General features: G+C 65.0%; 22 protein-coding genes and 1 tRNA gene. 12 read left to right on the top strand and 11 right to left on the bottom strand.

Features of this window, described 5'->3' with window-relative positions; genetic code table 11:
* Position 1 precedes the first annotated feature (1 nt).
* Positions 2-2,671 (bottom strand): glycoside hydrolase family 99-like domain-containing protein, encoded by a 2,670-nt coding sequence (locus ACV7JP_RS03430; protein WP_457797858.1) that lies wholly within the window; start codon positions 2,669-2,671, stop codon positions 2-4.
* 343 nt (positions 2,672-3,014) lie between these two features.
* Here ACV7JP_RS03430 and ACV7JP_RS03425 point away from each other — a divergent pair, with 343 nt between their 5' ends.
* Complete coding sequence (locus ACV7JP_RS03425; protein ID WP_457797857.1) at positions 3,015-3,596, top strand: nitroreductase family protein; 582 nt, start codon at positions 3,015-3,017, stop codon at positions 3,594-3,596.
* 24 nt (positions 3,597-3,620) lie between these two features.
* Here the strand turns inward: ACV7JP_RS03425 and ACV7JP_RS03420 are convergent, their stop codons facing one another.
* Positions 3,621-4,418 carry an ankyrin repeat domain-containing protein gene (locus tag ACV7JP_RS03420; RefSeq protein ID WP_457797856.1) on the bottom strand — a complete coding sequence of 266 codons (798 nt, stop codon included), beginning with the start codon at positions 4,416-4,418 and terminating at the stop codon, positions 3,621-3,623.
* A 164-nt stretch (positions 4,419-4,582) separates the two neighbouring features.
* On the opposite strand from ACV7JP_RS03420, the gene ACV7JP_RS03415 reads away from it, so the two are divergent.
* The 3 genes from ACV7JP_RS03415 (at position 4,583) to ACV7JP_RS03405 (ending at position 9,047) form a co-directional block, all read left to right on the top strand.
* Positions 4,583-5,686 (top strand): DUF2235 domain-containing protein, encoded by a 1,104-nt coding sequence (locus ACV7JP_RS03415; protein WP_457797855.1) that lies wholly within the window; start codon positions 4,583-4,585, stop codon positions 5,684-5,686.
* Positions 5,687-5,711: 25 nt separating this feature from the next.
* Positions 5,712-7,634, top strand: coding sequence for a hypothetical protein (locus ACV7JP_RS03410; RefSeq protein WP_457797854.1), 1,923 nt, complete (start codon positions 5,712-5,714; stop codon positions 7,632-7,634).
* A 123-nt stretch (positions 7,635-7,757) separates the two neighbouring features.
* A complete protein-coding gene (locus ACV7JP_RS03405; RefSeq protein ID WP_457797853.1) occupies positions 7,758-9,047 on the top strand; it encodes an MBL fold metallo-hydrolase in 1,290 nt (429 codons plus the stop codon).
* Positions 9,048-9,068: 21 nt separating this feature from the next.
* Here the strand turns inward: ACV7JP_RS03405 and ACV7JP_RS03400 are convergent, their stop codons facing one another.
* Both ACV7JP_RS03400 and ACV7JP_RS03395 read right to left on the bottom strand, forming a co-directional pair.
* Complete coding sequence (locus ACV7JP_RS03400; RefSeq protein ID WP_457797852.1) at positions 9,069-9,719, bottom strand: response regulator; 651 nt, start codon at positions 9,717-9,719, stop codon at positions 9,069-9,071.
* Positions 9,716-11,113 (bottom strand): sensor histidine kinase, encoded by a 1,398-nt coding sequence (locus ACV7JP_RS03395; RefSeq protein ID WP_457797851.1) that lies wholly within the window; start codon positions 11,111-11,113, stop codon positions 9,716-9,718. The genes ACV7JP_RS03400 and ACV7JP_RS03395 overlap by 4 nt, the downstream gene beginning before the upstream one ends.
* 256 nt (positions 11,114-11,369) lie before the next feature.
* On the opposite strand from ACV7JP_RS03395, the gene ACV7JP_RS03390 reads away from it, so the two are divergent.
* Positions 11,370-11,795: a regulator gene (locus ACV7JP_RS03390; protein WP_457797850.1), complete on the top strand. Its 426-nt coding sequence runs from the start codon at positions 11,370-11,372 to the stop codon at positions 11,793-11,795.
* A 48-nt stretch (positions 11,796-11,843) separates the two neighbouring features.
* Here the strand turns inward: ACV7JP_RS03390 and ACV7JP_RS03385 are convergent, their stop codons facing one another.
* The 5 genes from ACV7JP_RS03385 to ACV7JP_RS03365 all read right to left on the bottom strand — a co-directional run bounded on the left by ACV7JP_RS03385 (position 11,844) and on the right by ACV7JP_RS03365 (position 16,069).
* A complete protein-coding gene (locus tag ACV7JP_RS03385) occupies positions 11,844-13,796 on the bottom strand; it encodes a carbamoyltransferase C-terminal domain-containing protein (protein ID WP_457797849.1) in 1,953 nt (650 codons plus the stop codon).
* A gap of 429 nt (positions 13,797-14,225) precedes the next feature.
* Entirely contained in the window at positions 14,226-14,657 is a 432-nt protein-coding gene (locus ACV7JP_RS03380) for a PIN domain-containing protein (RefSeq protein ID WP_457799022.1), read from the bottom strand.
* Entirely contained in the window at positions 14,653-15,099 is a 447-nt protein-coding gene (locus ACV7JP_RS03375; RefSeq protein ID WP_457797848.1) for a helix-turn-helix domain-containing protein, read from the bottom strand. Before ACV7JP_RS03375 ends, ACV7JP_RS03380 begins: the two co-directional genes overlap by 5 nt.
* 147 nt (positions 15,100-15,246) lie before the next feature.
* A tRNA-Val gene (locus ACV7JP_RS03370) sits at positions 15,247-15,321 on the bottom strand.
* Between the two features lie 52 nt (positions 15,322-15,373).
* Positions 15,374-16,069 carry an HAD family hydrolase gene (locus ACV7JP_RS03365; protein ID WP_457797847.1) on the bottom strand — a complete coding sequence of 232 codons (696 nt, stop codon included), beginning with the start codon at positions 16,067-16,069 and terminating at the stop codon, positions 15,374-15,376.
* Between the two features lie 115 nt (positions 16,070-16,184).
* Here ACV7JP_RS03365 and ACV7JP_RS03360 point away from each other — a divergent pair, with 115 nt between their 5' ends.
* The 4 genes from ACV7JP_RS03360 (at position 16,185) to ACV7JP_RS03345 (ending at position 19,379) form a co-directional block, all read left to right on the top strand.
* Entirely contained in the window at positions 16,185-16,580 is a 396-nt protein-coding gene (locus ACV7JP_RS03360; protein WP_457797846.1) for a hypothetical protein, read from the top strand.
* Between the two features lie 226 nt (positions 16,581-16,806).
* The gene (gene rpiA / locus ACV7JP_RS03355; protein ID WP_457799021.1) at positions 16,807-17,505 is read left to right on the top strand and encodes a ribose-5-phosphate isomerase RpiA; all 699 of its coding nucleotides are present in this window, start codon (positions 16,807-16,809) and stop codon (positions 17,503-17,505) included.
* Positions 17,502-18,884 carry a glutathione-disulfide reductase gene (gene gor / locus ACV7JP_RS03350; protein WP_457797845.1) on the top strand — a complete coding sequence of 461 codons (1,383 nt, stop codon included), beginning with the start codon at positions 17,502-17,504 and terminating at the stop codon, positions 18,882-18,884. The genes rpiA and gor overlap by 4 nt, the downstream gene beginning before the upstream one ends.
* A gap of 99 nt (positions 18,885-18,983) precedes the next feature.
* A complete protein-coding gene (locus tag ACV7JP_RS03345; RefSeq protein ID WP_457797844.1) occupies positions 18,984-19,379 on the top strand; it encodes a cytidine deaminase family protein in 396 nt (131 codons plus the stop codon).
* 236 nt (positions 19,380-19,615) lie between these two features.
* Here the strand turns inward: ACV7JP_RS03345 and ACV7JP_RS03340 are convergent, their stop codons facing one another.
* A complete protein-coding gene (locus ACV7JP_RS03340; RefSeq protein ID WP_457797843.1) occupies positions 19,616-20,905 on the bottom strand; it encodes an acyltransferase family protein in 1,290 nt (429 codons plus the stop codon).
* A gap of 285 nt (positions 20,906-21,190) precedes the next feature.
* On the opposite strand from ACV7JP_RS03340, the gene ACV7JP_RS03335 reads away from it, so the two are divergent.
* Both ACV7JP_RS03335 and ACV7JP_RS03330 read left to right on the top strand, forming a co-directional pair.
* Positions 21,191-22,570 carry a class II 3-deoxy-7-phosphoheptulonate synthase gene (locus tag ACV7JP_RS03335; protein WP_457797842.1) on the top strand — a complete coding sequence of 460 codons (1,380 nt, stop codon included), beginning with the start codon at positions 21,191-21,193 and terminating at the stop codon, positions 22,568-22,570.
* Positions 22,571-22,671: 101 nt separating this feature from the next.
* Positions 22,672-23,103, top strand: a complete 432-nt coding sequence (locus tag ACV7JP_RS03330) for a DUF1810 domain-containing protein (RefSeq protein ID WP_457797841.1) — start codon at positions 22,672-22,674, stop codon at positions 23,101-23,103.
* A 48-nt stretch (positions 23,104-23,151) separates the two neighbouring features.
* Here the strand turns inward: ACV7JP_RS03330 and ACV7JP_RS03325 are convergent, their stop codons facing one another.
* On the bottom strand, positions 23,152-24,294 hold the full coding sequence (locus ACV7JP_RS03325) for a ceramide glucosyltransferase (protein WP_457797840.1): 1,143 nt from the start codon (positions 24,292-24,294) through the stop codon (positions 23,152-23,154).
* Positions 24,295-24,499: 205 nt separating this feature from the next.
* On the opposite strand from ACV7JP_RS03325, the gene gltX reads away from it, so the two are divergent.
* Positions 24,500-25,852 (top strand): glutamate--tRNA ligase, encoded by a 1,353-nt coding sequence (gltX, locus tag ACV7JP_RS03320; protein ID WP_457797839.1) that lies wholly within the window; start codon positions 24,500-24,502, stop codon positions 25,850-25,852.
* Positions 25,853-25,855 lie beyond the last annotated feature (3 nt).

Here is a 25,855-nt window from a genome sequence, read left to right as displayed (position 1 = left end):
CTCAATAGGGCGCCGCCGCGTCGCCGCTGTTCGAATAGGGGAAAGCCTTGTATCCCTTGATCGCTAGAAGCGTGGGGAAAACGCGTTCGAAAGCGTGGGCGAGCGTGCCGTCGATGGCGCCGAGCTCGGGGCCGAATTCCTCCTCGCCGAGATCCATCTGAGCGATCTCCTGGAAGGGCGCGACGCGGAACCAGAACATCGTTCCGGCGACGAAGTCCTGGAACGGGGCTCCGGCTTCGCCGGCGAGCTCGAGCAGCGCCTCCATATTCGCCCGGTTGTCCCGGATGACGGAGGGCTCCGTCGCGGACATGAAGGACTCCTTCGGCGCCGCCAGCCCGATTTTCGCGTCGCTCGCAAAAGCCTGGAAGACGCACGCCACCGCCTCTTCGCTGACGAGGCCCTCGATCAACCCTTTGCGCCAGCGTCCCCCGGAGGCGAGGTGCAGCGATTTCTTCGCATGAAGCTTGCAGCCGAACTCATAGCCGAGATCCCGCGTTTCGCGCAGCGACCGCAGGAAAGGCAGCACGTCGCGACCGCGATTCTTCACGACGACCAGACGTGTCGGCTCGATAAGCTCTACGAGCCGCGACGCCGATTTGGCGCTCCACGTCTCCGGAATGGCGACGATCACGTCGAGCCTTCGCGATTTGCGCGCGGTCGACACCGCCAAAGCGAGTTCGTCTATGAGGTCCGAGTAGAAAATATGGGCGTAAAGCGCAGCGTCGGAGGTCGGCTGCCTTGTCGCGACCTTCGCGGCGATGGCTTCCAGCTCCTTGCGATTGGCGAGCGCGGGATCGCGCGACGCCGCGACGGCCCAGAGATAGGCGTAGCCGAATTTCCGGTCCGGTTCGAGATAGGTGCCCTCGCCCCATTCGTTCCAGGCGTTCACGAAGACCAGCCGCTCGGAGGGCTCGTTATACTCGCGGGAGAAGCGGTTCGCCCCTGAAAGCCAGCGATGGAACTCTTTGGGCGAGGCGTTGTGGAAGACGTGGCCGCGATTCTGCTTTCGCGCGACATTGTCCCAGGCGGTCATCACGCCCGGGAAATAAGCGAATTTCTTCGGCTCTTCCCGCATTCCGTCGAGGATTTCGAGATAGGCGTCGACCGCTTCCCTGTAATCGTAGATGCAGCCCGAGAAATCCGGATTGAGCAATTCGACGTCGGCCGTGATCTCTGGAATCGATACGGCGTGCGGCGGGAACTGCACGAGCGCGTCGAAGCCGATGGAGACGGGGTCCGAAAAGCCGAATGCGGTCGTCGCGACGAGATAAATCCCGGGCAGGCCCGCTTCAGCCGCCTTGCGCCGCCAGATTTCCGTCATCTTCTCGATATTCGTGACGATCAGCGGACGGTAGATGACGATGAGGGGCTTGCCGTCTATGCGGATATAGCGCGGATCCTCGATATAGCGCAGCAGATCCTCGAAGACGCGTTCATGGTCTTCATCCGAATGATCCTGCTTCATCAGGATCTCATGTTCGGCGCCGTCCCAACGGCGGGTCCAATTCTCGTTCGCCCAGCAGAGGCAGAAGGGAAAATTCAGGCTTTCGTCATCGCTGGCGAGCAGCGTCTCGATCGGCCGCTCGAGCAGGCGCTTGCCGCCGAACCAGTAATAATGGAAGCAGAAGCCCTGGACGCCGAAATGGCGGGCGAGCTCGAATTGCCGAGCCATGATCTCCGGCAGGCGAAGGTCGTAGAATCCGAGTTCGCCCGGCAAACGCGGCTGATAATGCCCGTTGAACTGGGCGACCGCCTTGGAGACGTTCGTCCATTCGGTGAAGCCGCGTCCCCACCATTCGTCATTTTCGCGGAACGGGTGGAACTGGGGCAGGTAGAAGGCGAGGACATGCGCGTCGTCCTCGGCGACGGTGGTTCGCGTGACGGGGAGCGGCGCGTAGTTCGGATCGCGCCCGCCGACGGAAACGGACAAAGCCTCGCGATAATATTCGGTGCAGAACTCCGGATTGTCGTCCGAGCCTCTCTTATTGTCGCCGAAGGGAGCTTCGATTATCGGGACGCCGATCGCCTGCGCGATTTCGCGGTCGCGAACTCTGTCGCGCGCCCCGCCGAACAGGCTGCGGGCGGTCAATTCCGCCACTTCGGCGATGGGGCCGCGCCTGGTCAGGAAGGTCGGGAGCGTGCGATAGGACGCGCGCAGCGATTTATAGAAGCTCTCCCACAGGGTCAGATGATCGGCGCCCAGATCCTCTATGGCGAGGCGGATGAGCGTAAAGCGGACCTGCGCTTCGGAGGGATCGAAGCGGATCGTGTAGAGCGGGCGCGCCGCCGAAATATCGCCGCACCAGACGTCGGGCGCGACCTGACGCAGAAACACGCAGAGATGATCGGCTTCGGAAAAGCCTTCGCCCACGTTCAAATAAAGGCGCGGACGGTAGATCCGCCCCTTGGTGACGCGGGCCTGGAAAAAGAACCGGTATCTGCCTTTGGGAAGCTGCAAATGCTCCTTGGTCTCAATATGGCACAGGATCATTTGCGGGTCGGGGCCTGTCGAGACGTAAGCGAAAGCGCCGCCGATTTCCGTTTCGACGAGATCGTAAAGATCCGTGCCCCCGACGGCGCGGATTTTGACCGGAACCTCCCTTTTTCGAACGGCGTTCTCGGCGGCGTCTAAGATGGCGTGGGCGGCTGTCTCGGTATTTGTCACGACCATTCCGACCGGTTGAGAGCGGGCAAGAGAGCCGAACTTTCCGGAAGTTCAGCTTTATACGCAGATGATCGCCCAGCGTGAGCGCCTGCGGAATAATGAAGAACCATTAGCGGAAGCTGATTCAACCCTGAGCGAGAGGTTATCATACCGCAGTGCGAGGGCAACATGGTCAGACACAGCTATGCGCCTGCCTGATTTAAAATATTTCCCATCGGGGCGCGCGGTCCCCCGCTCGGATCGGTTCGCGGGCGGCGCTGGGCCATGGGGACGCGCGCGATCGATCGCGCGCCGCGATCGGGGCGAAAGGATGGTAAGGAGGGACGGCGCGCCGCCCGGGAGGAGAGACATGGACCTGTTGCAAGCCATCGAAACGCGGTCAAGCGTCTCCACGCTGGCGGAGCCCGGCCCGACCGACGCGCAATGGGCGACCCTGCTGCGCGCCGGCGCGCATGCGCCCGATCACGGCCGCTTGCGGCCGTGGCGATTTCTGATCGTCCGCGGCGAGGCGCGCGGCCGGCTGGGAGACATTTTGGCGGACGCCCTGCTGGCGAGGCAGCCCGACGCGCCGCCCGAGGCGGTCGAGCGCGAGCGGCGGAAGCCGCTGCGCGCGCCGGCGATCCTCGTTGTGGCGGCGGCGCCGAGAGCGCATCCGGGCGTGCCTGAAATCGAGCAGATCCTCGCAGCGGGCGCCGCGACGCAAAACATTCTGCTCGCCGCGCATGCGCTGGGCCTCGGCGCCATGTGGCGCACGGGCGCCCCGGCCTTCGATCCGCGCGTGGTCGCGGGGCTCGGCCTGCCTCCGGAATCGCGGATCGTCGCCTTCGTCTATCTCGGGACGCCGGCGGCCCCGATCCGGCCCAGGGACGCCGAGGAGGCTGCGACGGCGGTGGAATGGGGCGAGGCCCCGCGCGAGTTCGTTCTTGTCTGACGGTCTTGCCGACAGTCTCGGCGCTCAATCCGCCGGCGGTGCCTTCCGGCGGCGGACCGCCTCGCGCATCAGGCTGAGGCACTCGGCCGTGGACGCCATGTCCATCGCGGACATTCCCAGCTCGGTCTCGAAGAGCGGATCGGCTCCCGCCGCGAGCAGGAGCGCCACGGCCTTGGCGCGCCCGGAGGAGGCGGCGAACATCAGCGGAGTCGCGCCGGTGGCGTTGACGTGCTGGAGCTCGGCTCCGGCGTCGATAAGAAGCTGTATGTTCTCGGAAATCTCCCCGACACAGGCGAGCCACAGCGCCTGGGCGCCGTCGGCGTTGACCGCATGGAGTTCGGCTCCGGCGCGCAGCAATTCCCGCACGATCTCCGGCGTCGAAATACGGACCGCATGCATGAGGGGCGTCGCGCCGTCCTTGTCGCGCGCATTGACGCTGGCGGGCGGGAAGCCGCGCGCGACGAGAAAGGCTTGTAGTTCCGCGCTCGGGACGGGCGCGCCCGGCTCGGCTCTCAGCGCCGCCGCCCAGGCCTGATAGCCGCCGTCGAGACTATAGGCTTCCGCAAATCCCGCTTCCGCGAGAAACTCCGCGACGGGCTGGCTGGAATGGCCGTGATAGCAACAGATGACGACCGGCGTTTCCCTCGGCGTTTCGGCCAGAAAACGGGAGAAGGACTCTTGCGTCGCCAGCCGCGCGCCTTCGATATGGCCGCGCCGGAAGGACTCGGCGTCGCGCACGTCGATCACCAGCGCTTCGCCGCCACGAAGCAGGTCCCGCGCGGCGGCGACGTCGATCCTGCGAAATTTCCCTGCATGCTTCACGGCTTGCTCCTTCCGCTTGCGCGTTCGCCGCGCGGCGATGCGAAGAAGGGGCCAGCCCGGGGCGGCGGCGAAAATCTTCCGGGCGAGGGACGCGAGTTGCCGATCGGCGAGGGATATGGTTTGATAAATCCAGGAGCTGAAATTATTTTTTATGAGCATCCATTATGGGTAGGAACATCGTCGTCTGCTGTGACGGAACGGCCAATGAGTTCACGGCCGATCGCACCAATGTCCTGAAGCTCTTTTTCACGCTGGTTCAGGACCCCGCGCGGCAAGCCGCCTTTTATCATCCGGGCGTCGGCACGATGGAGCCGCCCGGCGTGATTTCCCCATTGAGAAAGAAAATCATGCGCCTCGCCGGCCTCGCTTTCGGGGCGGGGCTCGAATCCGACATCTGCGACGCCTACGCCTATGTGATGAACAATTTCGAGGAAGGCGACCGCTTGTATCTTTTCGGCTTCAGCCGCGGCGCCTATACGGCGCGGGCGGTCGCCTCGCTGATAAAGATGTACGGCCTGATGCGAAAGGGGAGCGAACCGCTCATTCCCTACGCGTTGCGCATGATGGCCGGAGTCAATAACGGCTTCGGCGGGAAGACGGACGCGCAGAAGCAGGCGATCGGCGAGGTTTTCGAGCTTGCAAGCGAATTCAAGGCCTATTTCTCGCAAACGCCCTGCGCGCCGCATTTCGTCGGCGTCTGGGACACGGTGAGCTCCGTCGGCTGGATCGACAATCCCATCCATCTGCCCTACACGGCCGACAATCCCGACATTCTGCACGGGCGGCACGCCGTCTCGATCGACGAGCGGCGCGCATTCTTCCGAACGAATCTCTGGCGCCCGAAAAATCTTGATCAGGACATTGTCCAGGTCTGGTTCCCTGGCGTGCATTGCGACGTTGGCGGCGGCTATGCGGAAGCCGAGAGCGGGCTCGCCAAGGGCGCGCTCGCCTGGATGTTGCGGGAGGCGCAGGCGCACGGCCTGCTTTGCGAGCCGGAGAAAGTCGCCCTCATGCTCGGCGAGGTCGGCGGCGGCTATGTCAAGCCCGATCCGAACGGGCCGATGCATGACGAGTTGAAGGGTCTCTGGCGCCTTGCGGAATATTTGCCGAAGCGGCGCCGCGACCCGAAGACGGGCGAGTGGGAGCGTCGCTGCAATCGCGGCCGCAAGCGAAGCCTGCCGCCCCAATCGATGATTCATGTTTCGGCTTATGAGCGCGGCGGCGGCTATGGCGCGAATTTGCCGGCGGACGCAATCAAGGTGAATTGATTTTCATTTTTCAGTCGAGGGCGCCATGGGCGGGGACATTGATTCGACCAAATCTCTTTCTCGCGCCGATCGCGCGATGCAGGCGCATTTTCTCGAATCGGCGAAGCATCCGCCCCTGCCGAAGCCGGGGGCGCGCGCCTTGCGCATCTACGCCTATGACCCGGGCCATCAGACAAAGCCCGACATGTTCGACGTCAGCGTGACGACGGTCGACGTGCGGTGGGAGACGCTCACGCCGGGGCCGGCCGGCGAATATGTCGAGGTCGTCGACGTCGACCCGGCGAGCCTGGCCTGCTACGCCCCGATCGATCTCAACGACCCTTATCTCCTGGCGCAAAACGGCCTGCCGCCGTCCGAATCGTCGCCGCAGTTCCATCAGCAGATGGTCTATGCGGTCGCGATGCGCACGATCGACCGCTTCGAAAAGGCGCTGGGTCGCCGCGCATTGTGGGCGAGCCGAATCCTGCGCGACGAAAAGGGGGATTTCCAGCAGAGGAAATTCGTCCGGAAGCTGAGAATTTACCCTCACGCCCTGAGGGAGGCCAACGCCTATTACAATCCGGAAAAGGTCGCGCTTCTCTTCGGCTATTTCCAAGCGACGGCGGATGGCGACTCCGTCGTGCGCGGGACGGGAGTCTTCGCGGCGACCTCGCATGACATCATCGCCCATGAGACGACGCACGCGCTTCTCGACGGGCTTCATCCGCGCTATGCGGAGCAGAGCAACAGCGACATGGCCGCCTTTCACGAGGCTTTCGCCGACATTGTCGCGCTGTTCCAGCATTTCGCGATGCCGGATTCGCTGTTGCGGCAAATCCGGCAATCGAAAGGCTCGCTCGATCTCGCGAAAAACCTCGGCAATCTCGCCCAGCAATTCGGCGAGGCGACGGGGCTTCACGGCGGGCTGCGCAGCTTCGTCGGCAAGACCGGCGCGGAAATCGAGGAGCAGCGCAAGATCATCGCTGACGAGGAAGAGGATCCCCATCATCGCGGCGCCGTGCTCGTCGCGGCGGTCTTCGCGGCCTTTCTCACGATCTACGAGGCGCGGGCGAGCGAGATGATTCGCCTCGCCACCAACGGCTCGGGCAGGCTTCCCGAGGGCGACCTTTCATATGATCTCTCGCGCCAACTGGCGCGCGAGGCGTCGAAGACGGCCAAGCATGTGCTCGATATGTGCATTCGCGCGCTCGATTACTGCCCGCCCGTCAATTTGACTTTCGGCGATTATCTGCGCGCGCTCGTCACGGCGGATCGCGATCTGCAGCCGGAGGACCCGCGCGGCTATCGGGTCGCCTTCATAGACGCGTTTCGCGCGCGGGGAATTCTGCCGGAGAATGTGCAGCATCTCGGCGAGGACAGCCTGCTTTGGGAGCGGCCCGCAATCGATGAGAGCGGATTGGACGCTTTCAAGAAATTCCTCTGCGGCCTGGATTTGCGCTGGAACCAGAGCGTCGCCCGCGAGGAAGCCTGGAAGGCGTCCGAAAGCAATGGAAAGCAGATGTTTTGCTGGCTCCAAAGCCAGCCCGAATTTCGGGAGGCGCTGGGCTTCTTCGATCCTCAGAAGGACGTCGCCAATTTTCAGGGCAGCGGCCTCAACGGCGAGATCAGGAACATCGAGGTTCATTCGGTGCGTCCCTTGCGGCGCGCGGCGCCGGACGGTTCGGGGAGCGCGATGCTGGTCATCGAGCTCACGCAATCGTTCCGCGCCGAACCTCGCAAGGAGCGCTATCGCGGCGGCTGCACATTGCTCGTCGATCTGAGCGACGGCGAACTCAAATATGTCGTTCGCAAGAGGCTCTCGCAGTTCTCGATCAAGAAGCAGATCGACGTGCGTCTCGGCGCGGCTCAGCGCGCCGCGGCGCGCGGGATCGTCCATTTTGCCCCGAACGAACCGGCTGGGCGCGCGCATGCTTTCGCGATGATGCATCGCTGCGCCAAGGGAGAATGAGCGATGGCGCAGCAAGCGAAAGGGACGTCGACGAGAAGGCCGCGCAGGAGCTCCGCGGCCAGCGCAAAAAAGCCCGCGGCGAAGCCGGCGCCTCGACAGGGACGAAATTCGCCGCGCGCTTCGGTGCGCGTTTACCGGCACGGCCTCGGCGACTGCATTCTGGTGCGGATCAAGCGAAGGGGCGCGGAGGACTTCAAGCTGCTGATCGATTGCGGCGTCGTCACCGGATCGAAGCTGGAGAAGCTGCACAAGGCGGTCGAAAACGTCATCGACGTGACCGGCGGCTCGCTTGACGCCGTCGCCCTCACGCATGAGCATTGGGATCATGTTTCCGGCTTCGTCGATGCGAGGGAACCCTTCAAGAAGCTCAGCAAAGTCGGCGAGATCTGGCTCGCATGGACGGAAGACAAGAGCGACGAGCTTGCCGGCAAGGTAAAGGAAGAGATGGGCGCGGCGAAGCGCGCATTGCAAAAGAGCGCGCTTCGCTTCGGCGCCTCGTCGCCTGCGGCGGAGCTGCTCGAGGACATCGCCGTCATGGGCTCCTTCTCCGCCGCCTCCGGCCGAACCACGGCGGACGCGTTCGAGAATGCGCGCATGCTCTCCACGACGCGCCGCTATTGGAAGCCGACCGACGCGCCCTACGAGATCAAGGGCGCGAATGCGCGCATCTATGCGCTGGGGCCGCCGCGCGACATCAAGAAGATCCGGAAGATCAATCCGACGAAGAGCGCGCTGGAAACCTATGGGCTGGCCTTGAGCATCGACGGAGTGATGCCTTTCGGGCTGGCCGCGGCTCTGGAGGAGCCGGATCAATTTCTAAGAGTCGAGGGCTCGCCCTTCCATCAGCGCGTGACGATCCCGCAGGAGGAGGCGGAGAAGATCCCGTTCTTCGCCGAGACATATTTCGGAGGCGGCGACGACTGGCGGCGCATCGACGACGACTGGCTCGGGCCCGTCAATGATTTCGCTCTCGCCTTGCAGAGCTATACGAACAATACGAGTCTCGTTCTCGCGGTGGAGCTCGGCGCGCCCGGTCGCGGCGACGTTCTCCTGTTCGCGGCCGACGCCCAGGTCGGCAACTGGCTCTCCTGGCGGGATTGCGCATGGTCGGACATGACGGGCGACGATCTTCTCCGGCGCGTCATCTTCTACAAGGTCGGCCATCACGGGAGCCACAATGCGACGCTGAAGGCCGAAGGCCTGGAAAAGATGGTCGGCTTGCAGGCGGCCGTCATTCCCGTCGACGCCGAGATGGCCAAGAAGAAGCGCTGGGGGCATATGCCGCTGCCCGATCTGATCGACGAGCTGAAGAAGCGGGTCAAGGACGAGGGCTTCTTCCGCACGGATGAATGCGAGAAACGAAAATCCGAGAAGGTCGAGGTTACGGACGATTATGTGGAGCTGCATTTTTGACGCGGATTTGCGGCGACATGCTCATTCCGCCTGCTCCGTATCGACGAGCCCGGCGCCGATGGCGAGCCAGACGAGATGGGCGTCCGTCCGAGCGCCGATCTTGGATTTGATCTGATAGTGATAGTTCTGGACCGTCTTGGCGCTGAGATTGAGAAAGGCGGCGATCTCCTCCGTCGTTTTCCCCGAGGCGACCAGCCGCAGAATTTCCGTCTCGCGGGGGCCGAGACCCTCGACGATCGATCGACCCTCTCCGAGACGCTCGGCGGCCACCTCGCGCGCGACGTCGTCGCTGAGCGCGCGGCCGCCCCGCGCGACGGTCGCGACGGCCTTGACGAGATCGGCCGCGTCGCTGCTCTTGGTGACATAGCCCGCGGCTCCCGCCTCGAACGCCTTCAAGGCGAAGGCCGAGCCGCTATGCATTGTGAAGACGAGGATGCGGGCGCCTTTGTCCCATTGCCGGATGTGACGGATCGCTTCCAGCCCGCCGGCGCCGGGCAGGGAAAGATCGATGATCGCCACGTCGGGCGAGGCGTCGCGATAGGCCTGATAGGCGGACGCCGCATTGTCCGCCTCGCCGACGACTCGAAAGCCGGGCTGGCGTTCGAGCAGGCGGCGATATCCCTCGCGCACGATCGGGTGGTCGTCGACCAGCAGGATGGAGACCGCCGTCATGTCGCCGCGAGGCCCGCCGGCGCCGCGCCGCTTTGCGGCGCGAGCGGAATCCGCGCCGCGATGCGGAGCCCCTGCGCGCCTGCGCCGATGGCGAGGCTCCCGCCCAGCGCCGCGATGCGCTCCCGCATGCCCAATATGCCGTGGCCGGCGGAAGCGATCACGCTGGCCGGATCGCCGCCGCCATCGTCCTCGATCGTCACCGCAATCTCGGCGTCGCGGGAAAGCCCGCCTTCGACGCGAAGACGGACGTCGCTCGGGCGGCCGTGGCGCATCGCATTGGTGAGACATTCCTGCGCGATGCGGAAGACGCTAGTCGAGACCGCGCGGGGCAGGGACGCAAGATTCCCCGTCAGATCGAGATGCACGATCGCGCTGGCGCCCGGCCGCGCATTCCAGCCGGCGACGAGCTGAACGAGGCAGGCCTCGAGCCCCAGCTCCTCCAGATCCTGCGACCGCAGGCGCGCCAGCGCCTCGCGCAGCGTCGTCATCATCCGTCTCGCGGCTTTGGAGATGGAGCGCGCGTCCGCGGCGAGATCCGGCCGGTCGCCGGCGCCCGACTCGATCGCCGCCGCGAAGGCGAGGGTCGCGGTCAGGCATTGCCCGAATTCGTCGTGAAGATCCCGGGCCAAGGCGCGCCGTTCCTCCTCCTGAACCTCGAAGAGGCGCTTCGTCAGCGCCATGCGCTCGGCGGCCGTATGGGCGAGGCGCGCCGCGAGATCGTTCACCGCTCGGGCGATGTGGCCGAACTCGCCAGTTTCGCAGGTCTCGATCGGCCGGCGGTAGTTCCCGCCCTCCAGGCGCCGCAGGCCCTCTATGATGGTCTGCGTCGGCGCGAGCGCTCGGGCGATGGCTAGGGCGGCCAGGAGGCAGATCGCCATCGCCATGGACGCCGCGACGCCGAGGACGATCGCGATCCGGCTCCACGCCTGACGGACCGCCGCATCGGCGTCGGCCGTCGCGACGACGGCGCCGGTCTCCGGCTGCCGGACGGCGAGCCGGCGGGTCACGGCCGTCTCGGGGCCGAAAATTTCCCTGTAACCGCGTGCGAACCATTCCGGCGCCGCCGCTCCGACGCCTTCGAGACGGCTGCACAGCGCGCGCGGCTCCTCTCCGGCCGGCGCGAAGGCGATGCACACGCCGGGGGAGACGAGCTTTAAGGTGGAGAGCGACTCCCAGTTCGGCACGGGCAGCACCTTGTCGCGGCGCATGCTGCCGCGCCACAATATTTCCCGCCAGAAGAGGTTCTCCAGCTCGAAGGCGACGCGATCGGCGGTGGCGGCGGTTTCGGCTTCCACGGTCTTGTGAGCGTCGATCATCACAAAGCCCGATGTCGCCGCGAGCGTGGCGACGACGATCACGACGAGCTGGGCGATCAGTCGAATGATGAGGCGCATGAACGGCCCTCCGCGGCGCGAGGACGGAAATCTAGACGGCCGTTCGCCCGCCGCCAATGAGTCAGTCGGACCGTTTCCGGAACTCGGGCAAATTGCCCAAGGCCAGGCCGTCGCCCTTTCGCATGACGGCGAAATCTCTCCGATCCGCGCGCCCACGGGCAAATTCCCCGGCCGCGGCGGGGCGTCCCGCCCTAGGCGCGCGGCGCGGGATTCCCTCAAATTCCGTGGACGCAAACCTCACGAGGAAAATCACGCCATGGCCGCCGCTTTCGCCTTTGACGACAGAAATATCCGCTGGAAGCGGATCGATGGAATCGATTTCCTGTCGCTGTCGGTTCTCGACGCCGACGAGAAGAACGGCGTCATCCACGTCGTTTTCAAATTCGCGGCGAACCGCCAGATCGTTCTGCATCGCCATCTGACTCTCAACAAGACGATGACGATTCAAGGCGAGCATCGTCTCTATCACGCGGATGGCCGCCTCAAGGAGGTCAGGCCGGCGGGGCGCTTCACCGTCACGCCGCCTTCGGACGAGCCGCATCGCGAGGGCGGGGGCGACCAGGATGCGATCGTCCTCTTCGCCATTCACGGCGACGGCGCCCTCTATGAGGCGCTCGACGATGACTTGAACGTCGTCATGACGCTTGCCGCGCGCGACTTCGCGCAGCTTTACGACGGCTGAGGCGCGCCGCTTTATGGAATGCGCGCATGTCCCGCCGCAATTCGCCCTTTAGCCGAGCAGCCGCGCCGCCAACCGCCTGACGGCGCGCGCATGGCCGCGAAGCCCGCGTGCGAGATTGGCGAGCGCATGATAGGGCTTCCAGAGGAGGGTTGACTTCTCGTAGGCGATGAGGCCTTCGAGCGCCTGCTTTCGCGTTTCGAGCGAGATGATCTCGAAGGTCGCTTCTTCCAGCCTGGCCCCCCTTGCGCGCGCCTTCTGCGCGCTCCTCGCCGCCATGGCGCGCGCATAGGAGATTTCGGCCGAAGGATTCGCGGCTCTGGAGACGAGGCAGTCGCCGAGAACGAGGAAATCCAGCCCCGCCTCGAAGAAGCTGCGAAGCGCGTCCTCCGCGGTGGTGACGATCGGCTCCTCGTGAATATTGAAGGAAGTGTTTACGAGCGCGCCCACGCCCGTCAGGGCCGCATATTCCGTGAGGACGCGATGCAGGAAGGGCGCCGTCGCCGCGGAGACGAGCTGCGGGCGCGCCGTGCCGTCGACATGCACGACGGCGGGACAATCGGCTTTCGCTTTCTCCGTGCAGGGCGTGGTGACGGTCATATATTTGACCGCGTCGCGGACGACGTCCGAGATCACGAAATATTCGCTTGCGTCTTCCTCCCGGACGATCGGCGCGAAAGGCATGAATTCCGTCCGGGACAATTTCGCGTTGAGGCGCGTATTGACGGAGGCGTCTTGCGGCGAGGCCAGGATGGAGCGATTGCCGAGCGCGCGCGGTCCGAATTCCGCCTCGCCGCGCGCCAGCGCGACGATCTCGCCCTGCGCGAGCCGCTCGGCCACGGCGCGCGCGAGATCGTCGGGGCGGAGGAAGGCGATTTCCCGCTCGCGCAAGGCCGCTTCCTCGTCGTCCGACACGCGCGGCCCGAGATAGACGTGCCGGATGGGCGCGCCCGCGATCCTCTCGCGCTCGAAGCGCGCCTGCCACGCCGCGCCGATGGCGCCGCCGTCATCCGCCATTGCCGGGCAGATGAACAGCCGCTCAATGTCGCAAGCCGACAGGCGCTGATTGAGCCGGACATTGGCGAAGAGCCCCCCGGCGAGGCACAGGTTTCGCGTTTCCGGCCGCGCCTTCAGCGCTTGCTCGACGATCTCGCAGACATGCGCTTCGGTCAGATATTGGAGCGTCGCCGCGACGTCTTCCGGCGCGCCGCCGAGCATGTCCCGCAAGCGGCGCCGCTCCTCGGGAGAGACCGCCAGGCGCGGCTCGAGCGTCGCGTCGAAGCGGTCGAACCAGCGGATCAGATGATGGGTGGGCCGAGGCTCGACGACCCAGCTTTGCAGCACGTCGAGCACATGCGGGTCGACCTTGCCGTGGGCGGCGAGGCCGGTGAGCTTGCCTTCATGCTTGAACGGCCGGAAACCGAGAACCGCCGTCACGGTCGCATAGACATAGGCGACATTGCCGTAGCGCGCGGCGCTGAACCGGTCGACGGCGTCGATCCCCGACTCGCGCGACGCGGCGTAAACGCCGCCGAACCAGTGCTCGTTCGACTGCCCGCCATCATAGACGACGCAAAGCGCGTCGCCATAGCCGCTGGCCCAGAAGGCGGAAGCGGCATGGGCGAGATGGTGCGGGACATAGGCGATGGGCTTTTTTAGCGTCGCGAGCGCCTGCGCGAATTCGTCCGGAAAGGAGCGATCGAAATAAAGCGGCTGTCGCAGCTCCCATTTGCAGAAGGCCGACTGGTCGGACAGCGTCTCCTCATATCGATCCGATTCGGCGAAGGCCGCATAGGCGATCCTGTCCCACGGAATCCGTTCGAGAATTTGCGTGGGCCAGCGGCCGTCCTGCTTGACGCGCGAGATGCGCTCCAGCGAAACGGCGCTGACGAGCCCCCCGCTTGCGTCGACGACGGCGACGGCCGTGTCGTGCGACGAGCTGAAATTCATCCCGAGAACGGAGCCCTCGGGGATTTCCTCAAATGCGACGATTTCCCTGCCCAATTCACGCCCCTGAATACAATCGAGATATGGCCTCCTCGAAAATTCCGCCTGAAGCTTAATTCATGGCGGAGTTCGGGGCTAGGCGCCCGCCGCGCCGCGATCGGGCGAAATAGGTCTGATCGATTCCGGGGGTCGGAGCGCGCGTCTCGCGCGCCGGGCGATGCGAGAAATTCCGGCTTCGTTCTTGAGAAGGCGGCGCGCTTGCCTCCGAAAAGCGTCCTCGCATTCAGGGAAATCTATGGTGGGCGGCAAGGAGACGGATTGATGGTGAATTGACGTTCGGAATTAAATAATCGACCGGTATTTGCAAAGCTCAGCAACAGTCTTCGGAAGACCTTGAGCGTCAAGCGAAGCCAGATATTCCTCTGCGGTTTTTGGCGGTTCTTAAGCCGGGCTCGGCAGCGCTGCGCTGCAACAATGACCGGGGCGTTATCCAAGCCAAACTGGTGGTGGACGAATTCGTCCGGATGCAGAGGCTCGATGTTGAATTTTGCGAGGAAATCGGCAGGAAAAATCTGAAAGGTTGAAGGTGATGATGGCGTCACATTCGGCGTGAATTGCTGCGGCCAAGATGTGCCTGTCTCCAGGATCGGGGAGCTGGAGCCCGGCTGCTAAATCCCCGTAGCCAGAAACCAGGCAATCCGGCACGGCGCGGTTCATTAACTGTTTGGTCCGTTCAAGCCGCCGCTGGCTTAGATCGGGTTTGTCTTTGAGGAGGTTTCTGATCCATTCCTCATGCGCGGCCTCGGACCATTTCGCCCGGAAAAGCCTGGCTGCTGCGAGCTCCATCAAGAAATCTCGCAGCGGCGCCGGGTAGAGCACGCAGGCGTCTAAGAAGACGGTGTAGGCGGAGAGCTTAATAGCCGAATCCCAATTCTTGGGCTTGCTGCGCTAGCTCGTCCATAGCCTCTTGACGCTCCCGCTCGGCGCTGAGCCTATATGCTTCAAGATCGGCGAATTTGATGCGTCGATGCGTGCCGACCATGCGATATTCAATTCGCCCCTCTTCAAGAAGTCGGACCAAGTGAGGGCGCGACACGTTCAATAGATTAGCGGCCTCCTGTGTCGTCAGCTCCGCATGGACCGGTATCAACGTCACGGCGTTGCCATTGGCCATTTCAGTCAAGAGGTGATGCAGAAGATCGGCCGCCGCCTTGGGCAGCCGCAATACCTTGCCGTCATCTAAGCGCACCTGCAATTCGCCGGTTGCGTGGCGAGAACGGGAAAGCTCTCGGCTCGCGGCCGCCGCCAGCTCAGCTTCCTCAGGTGAGGGCAGCACGGGCCGCTCTATTGTGGCGGACATTACGGATCTCCGTGGCTGAGTGTCTTAAATCTAGCGCCGTCTGAGCTTCTTTTCAATAAACGAAACAAACGAAACAGGTCGGAGGTTCCGGATCTTCATTGAGGCGCTCAAGCATAGGCGTCAATATGCTTGTCTGATTGCTTTAAATGGTGGGCGGCACAGGGATTGAACCTGTGACCCCTCCCGTGTGAAGGGAGTGCTCTCCCGCTGAGCTAGCCGCCCGTCGCGAAATGTCGCGGAACGCCTTCCGTGTAAGAGAGGGGGAGGCGTTCCGTCAAGTGCGTCCGAAGGCCGAGGGCGGGAGAATCGCCTCCGCCGCCGCCCATAGCTCGTCGAAATGCGAGATCACCCGATCCGGCGCCAGTTCGGCCACGGGGATGTCCGTATAGCCGAAATCGACCGCCACGACCGGCGCGCCGGCGTTTTTGGCTGTGTCGACGTCGGTCTTGGAGTCGCCCACCATCACGGCGCGGCGCGGGTCGCCGCCCGCCGCCTCGATGGTCAGCTCCAGCGTGCGCGGGTCGGGCTTGTGCATGGGGAAGGTCCCCCGGCCGCAAATCGCCGCGAAACGGTCGGCCGCCTCGAGCTTTTCCAGAAGCAGCCGCGCCAGCGGCTCCGGCTTGTTGGTGCAGACCGCGAGCTTGAATCCGGCCGAAGCGAAGCGGTCGAGCGCCGCCAGCGCGCCGGGGAAGAGCGCGCTTTCGTCGGCGATATGGACCTCGTAATGCGCCAGGAAGTCCCGCACCAGCGGATCGACCCGCGCCGGCGCCAGGGGCGCGCCGTCGACGGCGAAGCCGCGCTCGATCAGGGCCCGCGCCCCGGCGCCGACGAGGCTGCGCGCCGCCGAGGGCGCGACCAAAGGCAGGCCCTCTCGCGCGAGCAGCACATTGAGCGTAGCGATGAGATCGCGGGCGGTGTCCGCCAAAGTGCCGTCGAGATCGAAGACGAGAATGGGAGGGCGCTGGATCATGGCGGCGGAGGTAAAGGCCCCGCTCGCGCAGATCAAGCGCCCGAGGCGAAATTAAAATTATGGCGCGCGCCGCGCGTGTAGACTGCCCCGACCGATTCGCAACAGGAGTGGCAAGATGCGTCTTTCGCAGTTTTTCCATGGGCGGCGCTTCCTGTTCCTTTCCGCCGCGCTTCTGGCCGCGGGGACGGCCAGCGCCGCCGGGGCCGCCGGCAATTACGAGTTCCTCGCCGCGCCGCAGACCGACCTTAACCGCGTCTTCCGCCTCGACAAGGCGACGGGCGAAGTCGGCGCCTGCCAATATGGCCTCAAGGAAGGCTCCTCGATCGGCGTGACGCTGTGCTACCCGCCCGGCGAAGGGGCCAAGGGCGGGACTTTCAGCGAATACGCCCTCGTCGCGTCCCGCCACACCGGCGAAGGCGGCGTCTTCCGCGTCGATCTGCGCTCCGGCATGATGTCGATCTGCTTCGTGCTGAATGAGAGCGCCGTCGTCTGCACGCCGCAGGCGAAATAAGAGCAGGGGCGTCAAGTGAAGGACAGCCATCCTCGCCTTCATGCTGAGGAGCCGCCGAAGGCGGCGTCTCGAAGCGCGAGGGCGAGCTCCAGATTGCGGGAATTGAAGGCTTCCTCCTCCTTCGAGACGCGAGCTTCGCTCGCTCCTCAGGATGAGGAAGCCTTCCCCCCGATCGGCCAAGAATTAAGAGAAGCGACCATTGACCACCGCTCTTTCCGCTGACGCCATGAAGCGCGCCGCCGCCGCCGCCGCGCTCGAATCCGTGACGCCCGGCATGCGGCTCGGGCTCGGCACCGGCTCCACCGCCGCGCATTTCGTCGATCTTCTCGGCGCGCGCATGCGCGAGGGGCTGGAGGTCGTCGGCGTGCCGACCTCGGAGCGCACGCGCCTCCAGGCGGAAGGGCTCGGCATCACGCTCTCGACCCTCGACGAGACGCCGGAGCTCGACCTCGCGATCGACGGCGCCGACGAGTTCGACGCCTCGCTGCGCCTCATCAAGGGCGGCGGCGGCGCGCTGCTGCGCGAGAAGATCGTCGCGGCGGCCTCGAAGCGCATGTTCGTCATCGCCGACGCGACCAAGCAGGTCGAGACGCTCGGCGCCTTTCCGCTGCCTGTCGAGGTCGACCGCTTCGGCGCGCGCGCGACGAAGATTCATATCGAGCGCGTCGCGCGCGGGCTTGGTCTCGAAGGGCCGGTCACGCTGCGCATGAAGGCGCCGGACGAGCCCTATCTCACCGATGGCGGCCATTACATTTACGATTGCGCTTTCGGCGCGATCGACGCGCCGGAAATGCTGGCGCAGAGGCTCGAGGCCATTCCGGGCGTCGTCGATCACGGCCTCTTCATCGGCCTCGCCACCGCGATCTTCGTCGCGGGCGCCAATGGCGTGCGGATCATCGGCGATGTGACGGGCGGCGCGCTATGAGCGGATATGACTATGATCTCATCGTCATCGGCGCGGGCTCGGGCGGCGTGCGCGCCGCGCGCGTCGCGGCGGGCCATGGCGCCAGGGTCGCGATCGCCGAGGAGTTCCGCGTCGGCGGAACCTGCGTCATCCGCGGTTGCGTGCCCAAAAAGCTTTATGTGCTCGCGAGCCGCTTCAAGGACGAGTTCGAAGACGCCAAAGGCTTCGGCTGGCGTGTCGGCGAGACCTCTTTCGACTGGCCGTCGCTCGTCGCGGCGAAGGAGAAAGAGATCACGCGTCTCTCGGGCCTTTATGAGCAGACGCTTGACAACAACAAGGTCGAATTGATCCGCGCCCGTGCGACCATCGCCGGGCCGAACGCCGTGCATTTCTCGGACGGCCGCACGGCGCGCGCGCGCTACATTCTCGTCGCGACGGGCGGCGCGCCCGTGCTCGCGCCGCATGTTCCGGGCCTCGAATGGGGCCTGTCATCCAATGAGATCTTCGACCTGCCGACCTTCCCGCAGCGTCTGCTGATCGTCGGCGCGGGCTATATCGCCGTCGAGTTCGCGAGCGTCTTCGCGCGGCTCGGCGCGCAAGTCTATCTCGCCTATCGCGCCGATCTTCCCCTGCGCGGCTTCGACGACGACTTGCGCAAACGCGTCGCCGAGGCGCTGACCCACGCCGGCGTCGCGCATCATGTCGGCGCGCTGCCGACGCGCATCGACAAGAGCGCGAAGGGCTACGCCGTCTCCATGAGCGACGGCGAGACGCGCGTGGTCGACGCGGTTCTGGTCGCCACAGGGCGCCGGCCGCTGACGCAGAATCTCGGCCTGGAGCGCGCGGGCGTGGCGACGCGTGAGAACGGCGCGATCATCGTTGATGCGCATTCGCGCACCAATGTCTCGAGCGTCTACGCCGTCGGCGACGTCACCGACCGCATCAATCTCACGCCGGTCGCGATTCGCGAGGGCCACGCCTTTGCGGATACGGTCTTCGGCGACACGCCGACGACGATCGATTACGACGGCGTGCCGAGCGCCGTCTTCACCACGCCGGAAGTGGGAACGGTTGGACTGACCGAAGCCGCCGCGCGGGACAAATATGGCGCGCTCGACATTTACGAGACGAGCTTTCGCCCCATGCGCGCGACGCTCTCCGGCCGAGCGGAACGCGTCTATATGAAGCTCGTCGTCGACGCCGAAAGCCAGCGCGTCGCCGGCGCGCATATTTTCGGCCCCGAAGCCGGCGAGATGGCGCAGCTCGTCGCGATCCCCATGCGCATGGGGGCGACGAAGCGCGACTTCGACGCGACCATGGCCGTGCATCCCACAATGGCGGAAGAGCTGGTGACGATGCGAGCGCCCGCAAGGAGGATCGCGCGCGACGGAATAGCATAGGACGCGACCCGACGCCGGTTCATTTTTTGAATCTGATTTGCACTGAAAATCCTGCAAGAGCGCAGGCGATGATGGTCGATAATGGTTGAGAGCCAAAAGATGCCTGTGATCTCCGATGAAGACCTCGTTTCGAGAGCGACCGCCGTCCTTATGCCAAGGAGATTGTCTCCAACCGTCGAAGTCGGCGAGGTGGGCTGCGCCTTGGTGACCGCCTCTGGAGCGGTGCATGTCGGCGTCTGCATAGACGCCACGTGCGGGATTGGATTTTGTGCCGAACATGCCGCGATCGCCAGCATGGTGACGCACCGCGAGAGTCGCATCGAAACGATCGTTGCAGTGGATTCCGAAGGAAATGTGCTGCCGCCTTGTGGGCGCTGCAGGGAATTGATCTGCCAGATCGACTCGGGAAATTTGGAAACCCGCATCTTGTTGCCGGATGAGAAAGTCAAAAGCTTGCGTCAGTTGCTTCCTGACCACTGGTTGGACAGCAAGTAATTTCCTAACCGACGATTCGATAAGGCCTGATTTTAGGGAGCGGTTCCATCCATGCCGGGACATTGCGCAGATGCTGTAAGGGGACGCCCCTAATTGGCGTTGACTCCCTCTCCCCGCTGAGGGCGTCGAAAGACGCCCTCAGCGGGGAGAGGGCTGGGGCGAGGGGCGAAGCCGCATCAGCAATGTGGCTGGAAAGCCCATCAAAATCCCGATGCGCACGCCGCCCGCCTCGCCCCTCACCCCGGCCCTCTCCCCGTTTTCACGGGGAGAGGGAGAGGAGCGGTCATCCGCTCGGGGGCGGTCGCGGCGGGAATGAGCCGATCGAGGGCGCCGCGCAGCGCGCGCCGCGCGGCGCCGGTCTTGGCTTCCGTCAGGCGCGAGAAGCCATAGGCGCCCGCGATCGCGGCGATAGCGCCTGCGATCGCCATCGCGTAATTCGCGCCCGTCGCCAACTGCATGGCCCAATCGCGTCCCAGAAAATGCCCAATGAGCGCCCGCGCGAAGATCACGACGGGCATGTGGGTCGCATAGAGCGAGAAGGAGAAATCCGCGAGCGGCGCATGGAGCTTCCAGCGCAGCGCCGAAAAACCCTGCTGCGGCGCGTCGCGGAAGGCGAGCAGCAGATTGGCGAAGAGCGCAGCGGCCGCGAGGTCCGCGACGAGGCTGACGGAGGGATGCGCTTCGAGAAGCGGGCCGCGCACGACGAGGCGGATGATCACGATCGCGGCCGCCAGCAAGCCGAGCGACAGCCGGCGCGACCGGATGAGCGGGCGCGGCGCGCGGGTCGCGAAGGCGCCGATGGACCAGATCGCGAAGCCGAAGAGGAACCAGTTTCCCCGCGCCGACAAGGCGACCGCCAGAGCGACCCCGAGCGCGAAGCCGCAAAGGCGCGGCCCGATCGCGTAATTGCGGGCGAATGGCAGCAGGAGCAGAGGAAAGGCGACATAGTACCAGAATTCGCAGGCGAGCGACCAGAGCGGCCCGTTCGTTCCGAAATGGGGAAAGACGAGGCTCTGAAGATTGAGGAAGCCGGCGAAGAAGAGCGCCGTCGAGAAATGGCCCTGAAAGGTCGGCCAGTCATAGACGCCCGAATCCGCGAAGAAGACGCGGCCGAGGGAGTCGAGCGCGAGCGTCAGGATCAGCGTCGGGATCAGCACGACATAGATGCGCGCGACGCGATGGACGAAATATTCGCGCAGGAAGGACTGTCCCGCCGCGATTCTCGCAAGCGCGCCGCCCCCGACGAGCCAGCCGGAAAGGACGAAGAAGCCGACGACCGCCTGATGGCCCATCTCGGTCCCGGCGAAGAACCACCAGAGATAGGCCGGCGGCGCGTGCGAGGCGCTCATAATGTCCGCCTGGTTGACGAACATGTTGTTGACATGGAGCGTCAGGACGGCGAGCGCGCCCATCCAGCGGGCGGCCTCGATCAATTGCGAAAGCAAGAAAGGCATCGGCCTCCGGTCGGGCTTCGGGCTGCCAATGCGGCGCTTATAGCCCCGGGCGACGGCCTTCGCCAGCCGCATGGGCAGGCGCCGGGGCCAGGGCGATCGGGTGAATGCCGGGCATGAAAGCGAAGCTGGGCCGGGTGGGGCCAAGCCCGAACGACGTAACGGCGGCGCGAACCCCACCCGGCGGTCTTCGACCGCCGACCTACGGGCGGCTAACCGCCTGAGATGGTTGTCGCCCGATCGCCCAGGGCGTGAAAGGGTCGCATTGATTCGATTTTTCCTCTATAAGCGCCTCTCGCGCCGAAGCTGCGGCGCCGGGGGCCGCCCGGTTGGGCGTTGATTTTCGCGGAGTTTGGGAAAGTGGAACGCTGGACGCCGGGCAGTTGGAGAAATTTGCCGATCGAGCAGACGCCGGTCTATCGCGACCAGGCGGCTTTGGCCGATGTGGAGTCCCAGCTCGCAGGCTTTCCCCCGCTCGTTTTCGCTGGCGAGGCCCGCAACCTGAAGCGCCAGCTCGCCGATGTGGCCGCGGGCAAGGCTTTCCTGCTCCAGGGCGGCGATTGCGCCGAGAGCTTCAGCGAGCATTCGGCGGACAATATACGCGACTTCTTCCGCGTCTTCCTGCAGATGGCGGTGGTGCTCACCTATGCGGCGGGCTCGCCCGTGGTCAAGGTCGGCCGCATCGCCGGCCAGTTCGCCAAGCCCCGCTCCTCGCCGGTCGAGAAGAAGGGCGACGTCGAGTTGCCGAGCTATCGCGGCGACATCATCAACGATATCGAGTTCACGGAAGCCGCGCGCGTGCCGGATCCGCGGCGCCAGCTTCTCGCTTATCGCCAGTCGGCGGCGACGCTGAATCTCATCCGCGCTTTCGCGGCGGGCGGCTTCGCCAATCTCGAAAACGTCCAGCGCTGGATGCTGGGCTTCGTCAAGAGCAGCCCGCAATCGGAGCGCTATCAGAAGCTCGCGGACCAGATCACCGAGACGCTCGGCTTCATGCGCGCCATCGGGCTCGACCCGGAGCATCATCCCGAGCTGCGCGGCACGGATTTCTATACGTCGCACGAGGCGCTGCTCCTCCCATATGAACAGGCGCTGACGCGCATCGACTCCACGACGGGCGATCATTACGCGACTTCCGGCCATATGCTGTGGATCGGCGACCGCACGCGCCAGGAGAATGGCGCGCATGTCGAGTTCATGCGCGGCATCAGAAATCCGATCGGCTTGAAATGCGGCCCGAGCCTGACGCCCGACGGCCTGCTGCGCCTGATCGACGCGCTCAATCCGGAGAATGAGCCGGGCCGCCTGACGCTGATCTGCCGCTTCGGAGCCGACAAGGTGCAGGACGCCCTGCCGGCGCTGCTGCGTGCGGCGACGCGCGAGGGCCGCAGCGTGGTGTGGTCCTGCGATCCCATGCATGGCAACACGATCAGCGCGGCGGGCTACAAGACGCGGCCCTTCGATCGGATCATGTCGGAGATTCGCGGTTTCTTCGGCGTGCATCAGGCGGAAGGAACCTATGCCGGCGGCATCCATCTGGAGATGACCGGCAAGGACGTCACCGAATGCACGGGCGGCGCCCGCGCCATTTCGGAGGATAATCTCCGCGACCGCTACCACACCTATTGCGACCCGCGCCTCAACGCCGAGCAGGCGATTGAGGTCGCCTTCCTGGTGGCGGAGCTCCTGAAGGCCGAGCGCGTCGCCCGCGGCCTGCCGGAGCAGCACGCGGCGGAGTAGTCGCAGCGCCGTCATTGCGAGCGAAGCGAAGCGATCCAGAAGCCGCGACGTGGCGCTGGATTGCTTCGTCGCTCCGCTCCTCGCAATGACGGAGAAGCGCGATGACGAGCAACGATCCCTTCAATCTCCAGCGTTTCCTCGACGCGCAGGCCGAAAGCTACGACCGCGCGCTCGCCGAGCTGCGCGCGGGTCGCAAGACCAGCCATTGGATCTGGTACGTCTTCCCGCAACTGAAGGGCCTGGGCTTCAGCGAGGCCAGCCGGTTCTACGGTCTCTCCGGCCTCGATGAGGCCCGCGCCTATCTCGCGCATCCTATTCTCGGCCAGCGCCTGCGCGAATGCGCCGAGGCGATGCTCGCGACGGGCGACAGCAATGCGGAAGACGTTTTGGGCTTCACCGACGCAATGAAATTTCGCTCGTCGATGACGCTCTTCGCGAAGGCGGCTCCGCAAGAGCCGCTTTTCGCGCAGGCGCTTGCGCGCTTCTTCAAGGGCGAAGAGGATCAGAAGACGCTCGATCTCCTGCAAGAATAAAGGGCGCGAAGCGCGCCCTTTATCGCCTTAAAATAATCCCCACGCGGATCAACCCACCGTATCTTCAACCTCGCGCACGGTCATGGCGTTGCCGTGCCACACGAAGTCGTCGAAGAGCAGCGCGTCGACGAACATCACGGGCAGCATGAGGTCGCGCATGATCAGCGCAAAAGGCATACGCCAGTCCTGCACGAAGCCGCAGACGCGGGCGAGGCGGATCTCGCCGAGATGAAGCGAGGCCATCACCGCCGCCGCCGCAAGCAGAGCCGCGCTCGCATCGCCGCCGAATTCCAGCGCCGCATAGGCGCCGAGCACCACGGCCGCGAAGCTGCCATTCATGAATTCCGGCGCGTAATGGCCGGGGAAGGTCACGCGGCGCAGACGCGCCCAGCGCACATGGCGGGAATAAACTTCATGCGCAGTGCGGTAGCCGAGCGGCTGCTCGAAGGGCATGTCGACGAGGCGCACCGTCATATTCTGGGCGCGGATGACCTTGGTCGAGGCGGCGTCCTCGGCGATCTCGGCGCCGAGCGCGCGGATGCCGCCGGCGCGGTCGAGAACCTCGCGCCGCCACATCATGTTCTTGCCCTGGGCGAAGCCGGCGCCGATCGCCTCGGCGCCATATTGCCAGCGCGCCTGGAAGGTGTTGAGGATCGCGCATTCGACGAGCGCCCAGAAGCCCTTCGGCCGCGAGCCGATCGGCATGGACACGGTCATCGCCGTGTCGGCTTCGAAGGCCGCGAGCAGGGTCTGCACATAATCGCGCGGCGGCAGCGCGTTGGAATCCGCGAGGATGACATAGTCGTAGCGCGCCGCCTCCCAGCCCTTGACGCAATTATTGAGCTTGGGATTGGCGCTCACATAATCGTCGCCGACGAGGAGCCGCGCATCGTGCCGCGGGTAATCGGCGATCACGCGCTCGACGAGCGGAATGATCGGATCATGCGGCGCCTGCACGCAGAAAATGATCTCGTAATGCGGATAGTCGAGTTCGAAGGTGGCGCGCAGCGTTTCCTCGCTGAAAGTCTCGAGGCCGCGCAGCGGACGCACGACGCTCACCCAGGGGGCGTCGGCGGGGGCCGGCAGATTGCGTTCGCGCGCCCGGCATTTGCGGCCCATCAGCCACATGCTGGCGAAGTTCATGACGAGGATGAAGGCGCACCAGGCGGCGCAGATATAGGCAAGGATCATCGAGGGTTCGGCTCAGGCGTCGAAACGGACGGATTGGCGGCGAAGGCGCAGGCTGGCCCCTGTCTGGCGGTCGCGGCGCGCGACGCCGGGGCGCGGCCAACTCAATATTCCGACTGACAAGGACGCCGGCTCTTGGCAAAAGGGGGCCGGCGCGAGAATCTTTTCCCGCTGCGCGCCTTGCGAAAACTCCTGACGAAGCTTCCTCATGACCTCTCCGATCGTTCGTTTCGCGCCATCGCCGACGGGCCGCATCCATATCGGCAATGCGCGGGTCGCATTGTTCAATTATTTATTTTCTGCGACGCACCATGGACGATTCATACTGCGGTTCGATGACACGGATTTCGCCCGGTCTACGGAGGAATTCGCGCGGGGGATCGAGGTCGATCTCGCCTGGCTGGGCGTCGTTCCGCACGAGGTTTACCGGCAGTCGCGGCGGGTCGCGCTATATCAGGCGGCGGCGGCGGCGCTGCGCGAGGCGGGGCGCCTCTATCCCTGCTACGAAACGCCCGAAGAGCTGGAGAAGCGCCGCAAGATTCAGCAGGCGCGCGGCCTGCCGCCGGTCTACGACCGGGCGGCGTTGAAGCTGAGCCATTCCGAGCGCGCGAAGCTCGAAGCCGAGGGCCGGCGTCCCTATTGGCGCTTCAAGCTGGAGCCGGGCGTCGTGAGATGGACCGATCTCATCCGCGGCCCGGCGCATATCGACTGCGCGGCGCTGTCCGACCCGGTGCTGATCCGCGAGGACGGCAGCTTCCTCTATACGCTGCCCTCCGTCGCGGACGACATAGACATGAAAATTACGCATATCATCCGCGGCGAGGACCATGTGACCAACACGGCCGTGCAGCTTCAGCTCCTGGCGGCGCTCGCGCCGCAGGCGCCGACGCCCGCCTTCGCCCATCATAATCTGCTGATCGGGGCGAGCGGGGAGGGCCTCTCCAAACGCACGGGCTCGCTCTCCATCGCCTCGCTGCGCGACGAAGGCTATGAGGCTCTGGCCGTCGCGGCGCTCGCGACGCTCACCGGCTCGTCGGACAATGTGCATGCCGTGCGTTCCCTCGAGGAGCTCGCGCAAAGCTTCGATCTTGCGCATGTCTCGCGCAATCCGGCGCGCTTCGACCCCGAGGATCTCTCGACGCTCACCCATCGCACCCTGGCGCTCCTCGAATTCGAGGATGTGCGCGAGCGCCTCGCCGCGCTCGACGTCGTCGGGCACAAGGCCGAGCCGCTCTGGCGCGCGGCGCGCGGCAATCTCTGGACCTTCGACGATATTTTGAAATGGTGGCGCGTCGTGGAGGGCGAGATCGAGGCGGTTCATGAAGACCCCGCTTTTCTCGCGGAAGCGGCCGCGCTTCTTCCCGAGGAGCCCTGGGACGAAAACAGTTGGGGCGCCTGGACCGGCGATCTGAAGACGGCGACGGGGCGCAAGGGCAAGACGCTGTTCCACCCGCTGCGTCTCGCCCTCACGGGCGAGCAGAGCGGGCCCGAGCTCGCGGCGCTGCTGCCGCTGATCGGGCGCGCAAAGGCGCTGGCGCGGCTGACGGGATCGTCTCATTGACGG

This window comes from Methylocystis sp. S23 (genome assembly GCF_054106005.1).
This window is presented reverse-complemented; position numbering and strand designations above follow the sequence as displayed.

Bases quoted from the DNA above. Each gene is read 5' to 3' on its own strand.
- ACV7JP_RS03430 (WP_457797858.1), bottom strand. From the start codon at position 2,671: ATGGTCGTGACAAATACCGAGACAGCCGCCCACGCCATCTTAGACGCC.
- ACV7JP_RS03425 (WP_457797857.1), top strand. From the start codon at position 3,015: ATGGACCTGTTGCAAGCCATCGAAACGCGGTCAAGCGTCTCCACGCTG.
- ACV7JP_RS03415 (WP_457797855.1), top strand. From the start codon at position 4,583: ATGGGTAGGAACATCGTCGTCTGCTGTGACGGAACGGCCAATGAGTTC.
- ACV7JP_RS03410 (WP_457797854.1), top strand. From the start codon at position 5,712: ATGGGCGGGGACATTGATTCGACCAAATCTCTTTCTCGCGCCGATCGC.
- ACV7JP_RS03400 (WP_457797852.1), bottom strand. From the start codon at position 9,719: ATGACGGCGGTCTCCATCCTGCTGGTCGACGACCACCCGATCGTGCGC.
- ACV7JP_RS03395 (WP_457797851.1), bottom strand. From the start codon at position 11,113: ATGCGCCTCATCATTCGACTGATCGCCCAGCTCGTCGTGATCGTCGTC.
- ACV7JP_RS03390 (WP_457797850.1), top strand. From the start codon at position 11,370: ATGGCCGCCGCTTTCGCCTTTGACGACAGAAATATCCGCTGGAAGCGG.
- ACV7JP_RS03375 (WP_457797848.1), bottom strand. From the start codon at position 15,099: ATGTCCGCCACAATAGAGCGGCCCGTGCTGCCCTCACCTGAGGAAGCT.
- ACV7JP_RS03365 (WP_457797847.1), bottom strand. From the start codon at position 16,069: ATGATCCAGCGCCCTCCCATTCTCGTCTTCGATCTCGACGGCACTTTG.
- ACV7JP_RS03360 (WP_457797846.1), top strand. From the start codon at position 16,185: ATGCGTCTTTCGCAGTTTTTCCATGGGCGGCGCTTCCTGTTCCTTTCC.
- rpiA (WP_457799021.1), top strand. From the start codon at position 16,807: ATGAAGCGCGCCGCCGCCGCCGCCGCGCTCGAATCCGTGACGCCCGGC.
- gor (WP_457797845.1), top strand. From the start codon at position 17,502: ATGAGCGGATATGACTATGATCTCATCGTCATCGGCGCGGGCTCGGGC.
- ACV7JP_RS03345 (WP_457797844.1), top strand. From the start codon at position 18,984: ATGCCTGTGATCTCCGATGAAGACCTCGTTTCGAGAGCGACCGCCGTC.
- ACV7JP_RS03340 (WP_457797843.1), bottom strand. From the start codon at position 20,905: ATGCGGCTGGCGAAGGCCGTCGCCCGGGGCTATAAGCGCCGCATTGGC.
- ACV7JP_RS03330 (WP_457797841.1), top strand. From the start codon at position 22,672: ATGACGAGCAACGATCCCTTCAATCTCCAGCGTTTCCTCGACGCGCAG.
- ACV7JP_RS03325 (WP_457797840.1), bottom strand. From the start codon at position 24,294: ATGATCCTTGCCTATATCTGCGCCGCCTGGTGCGCCTTCATCCTCGTC.
- gltX (WP_457797839.1), top strand. From the start codon at position 24,500: ATGACCTCTCCGATCGTTCGTTTCGCGCCATCGCCGACGGGCCGCATC.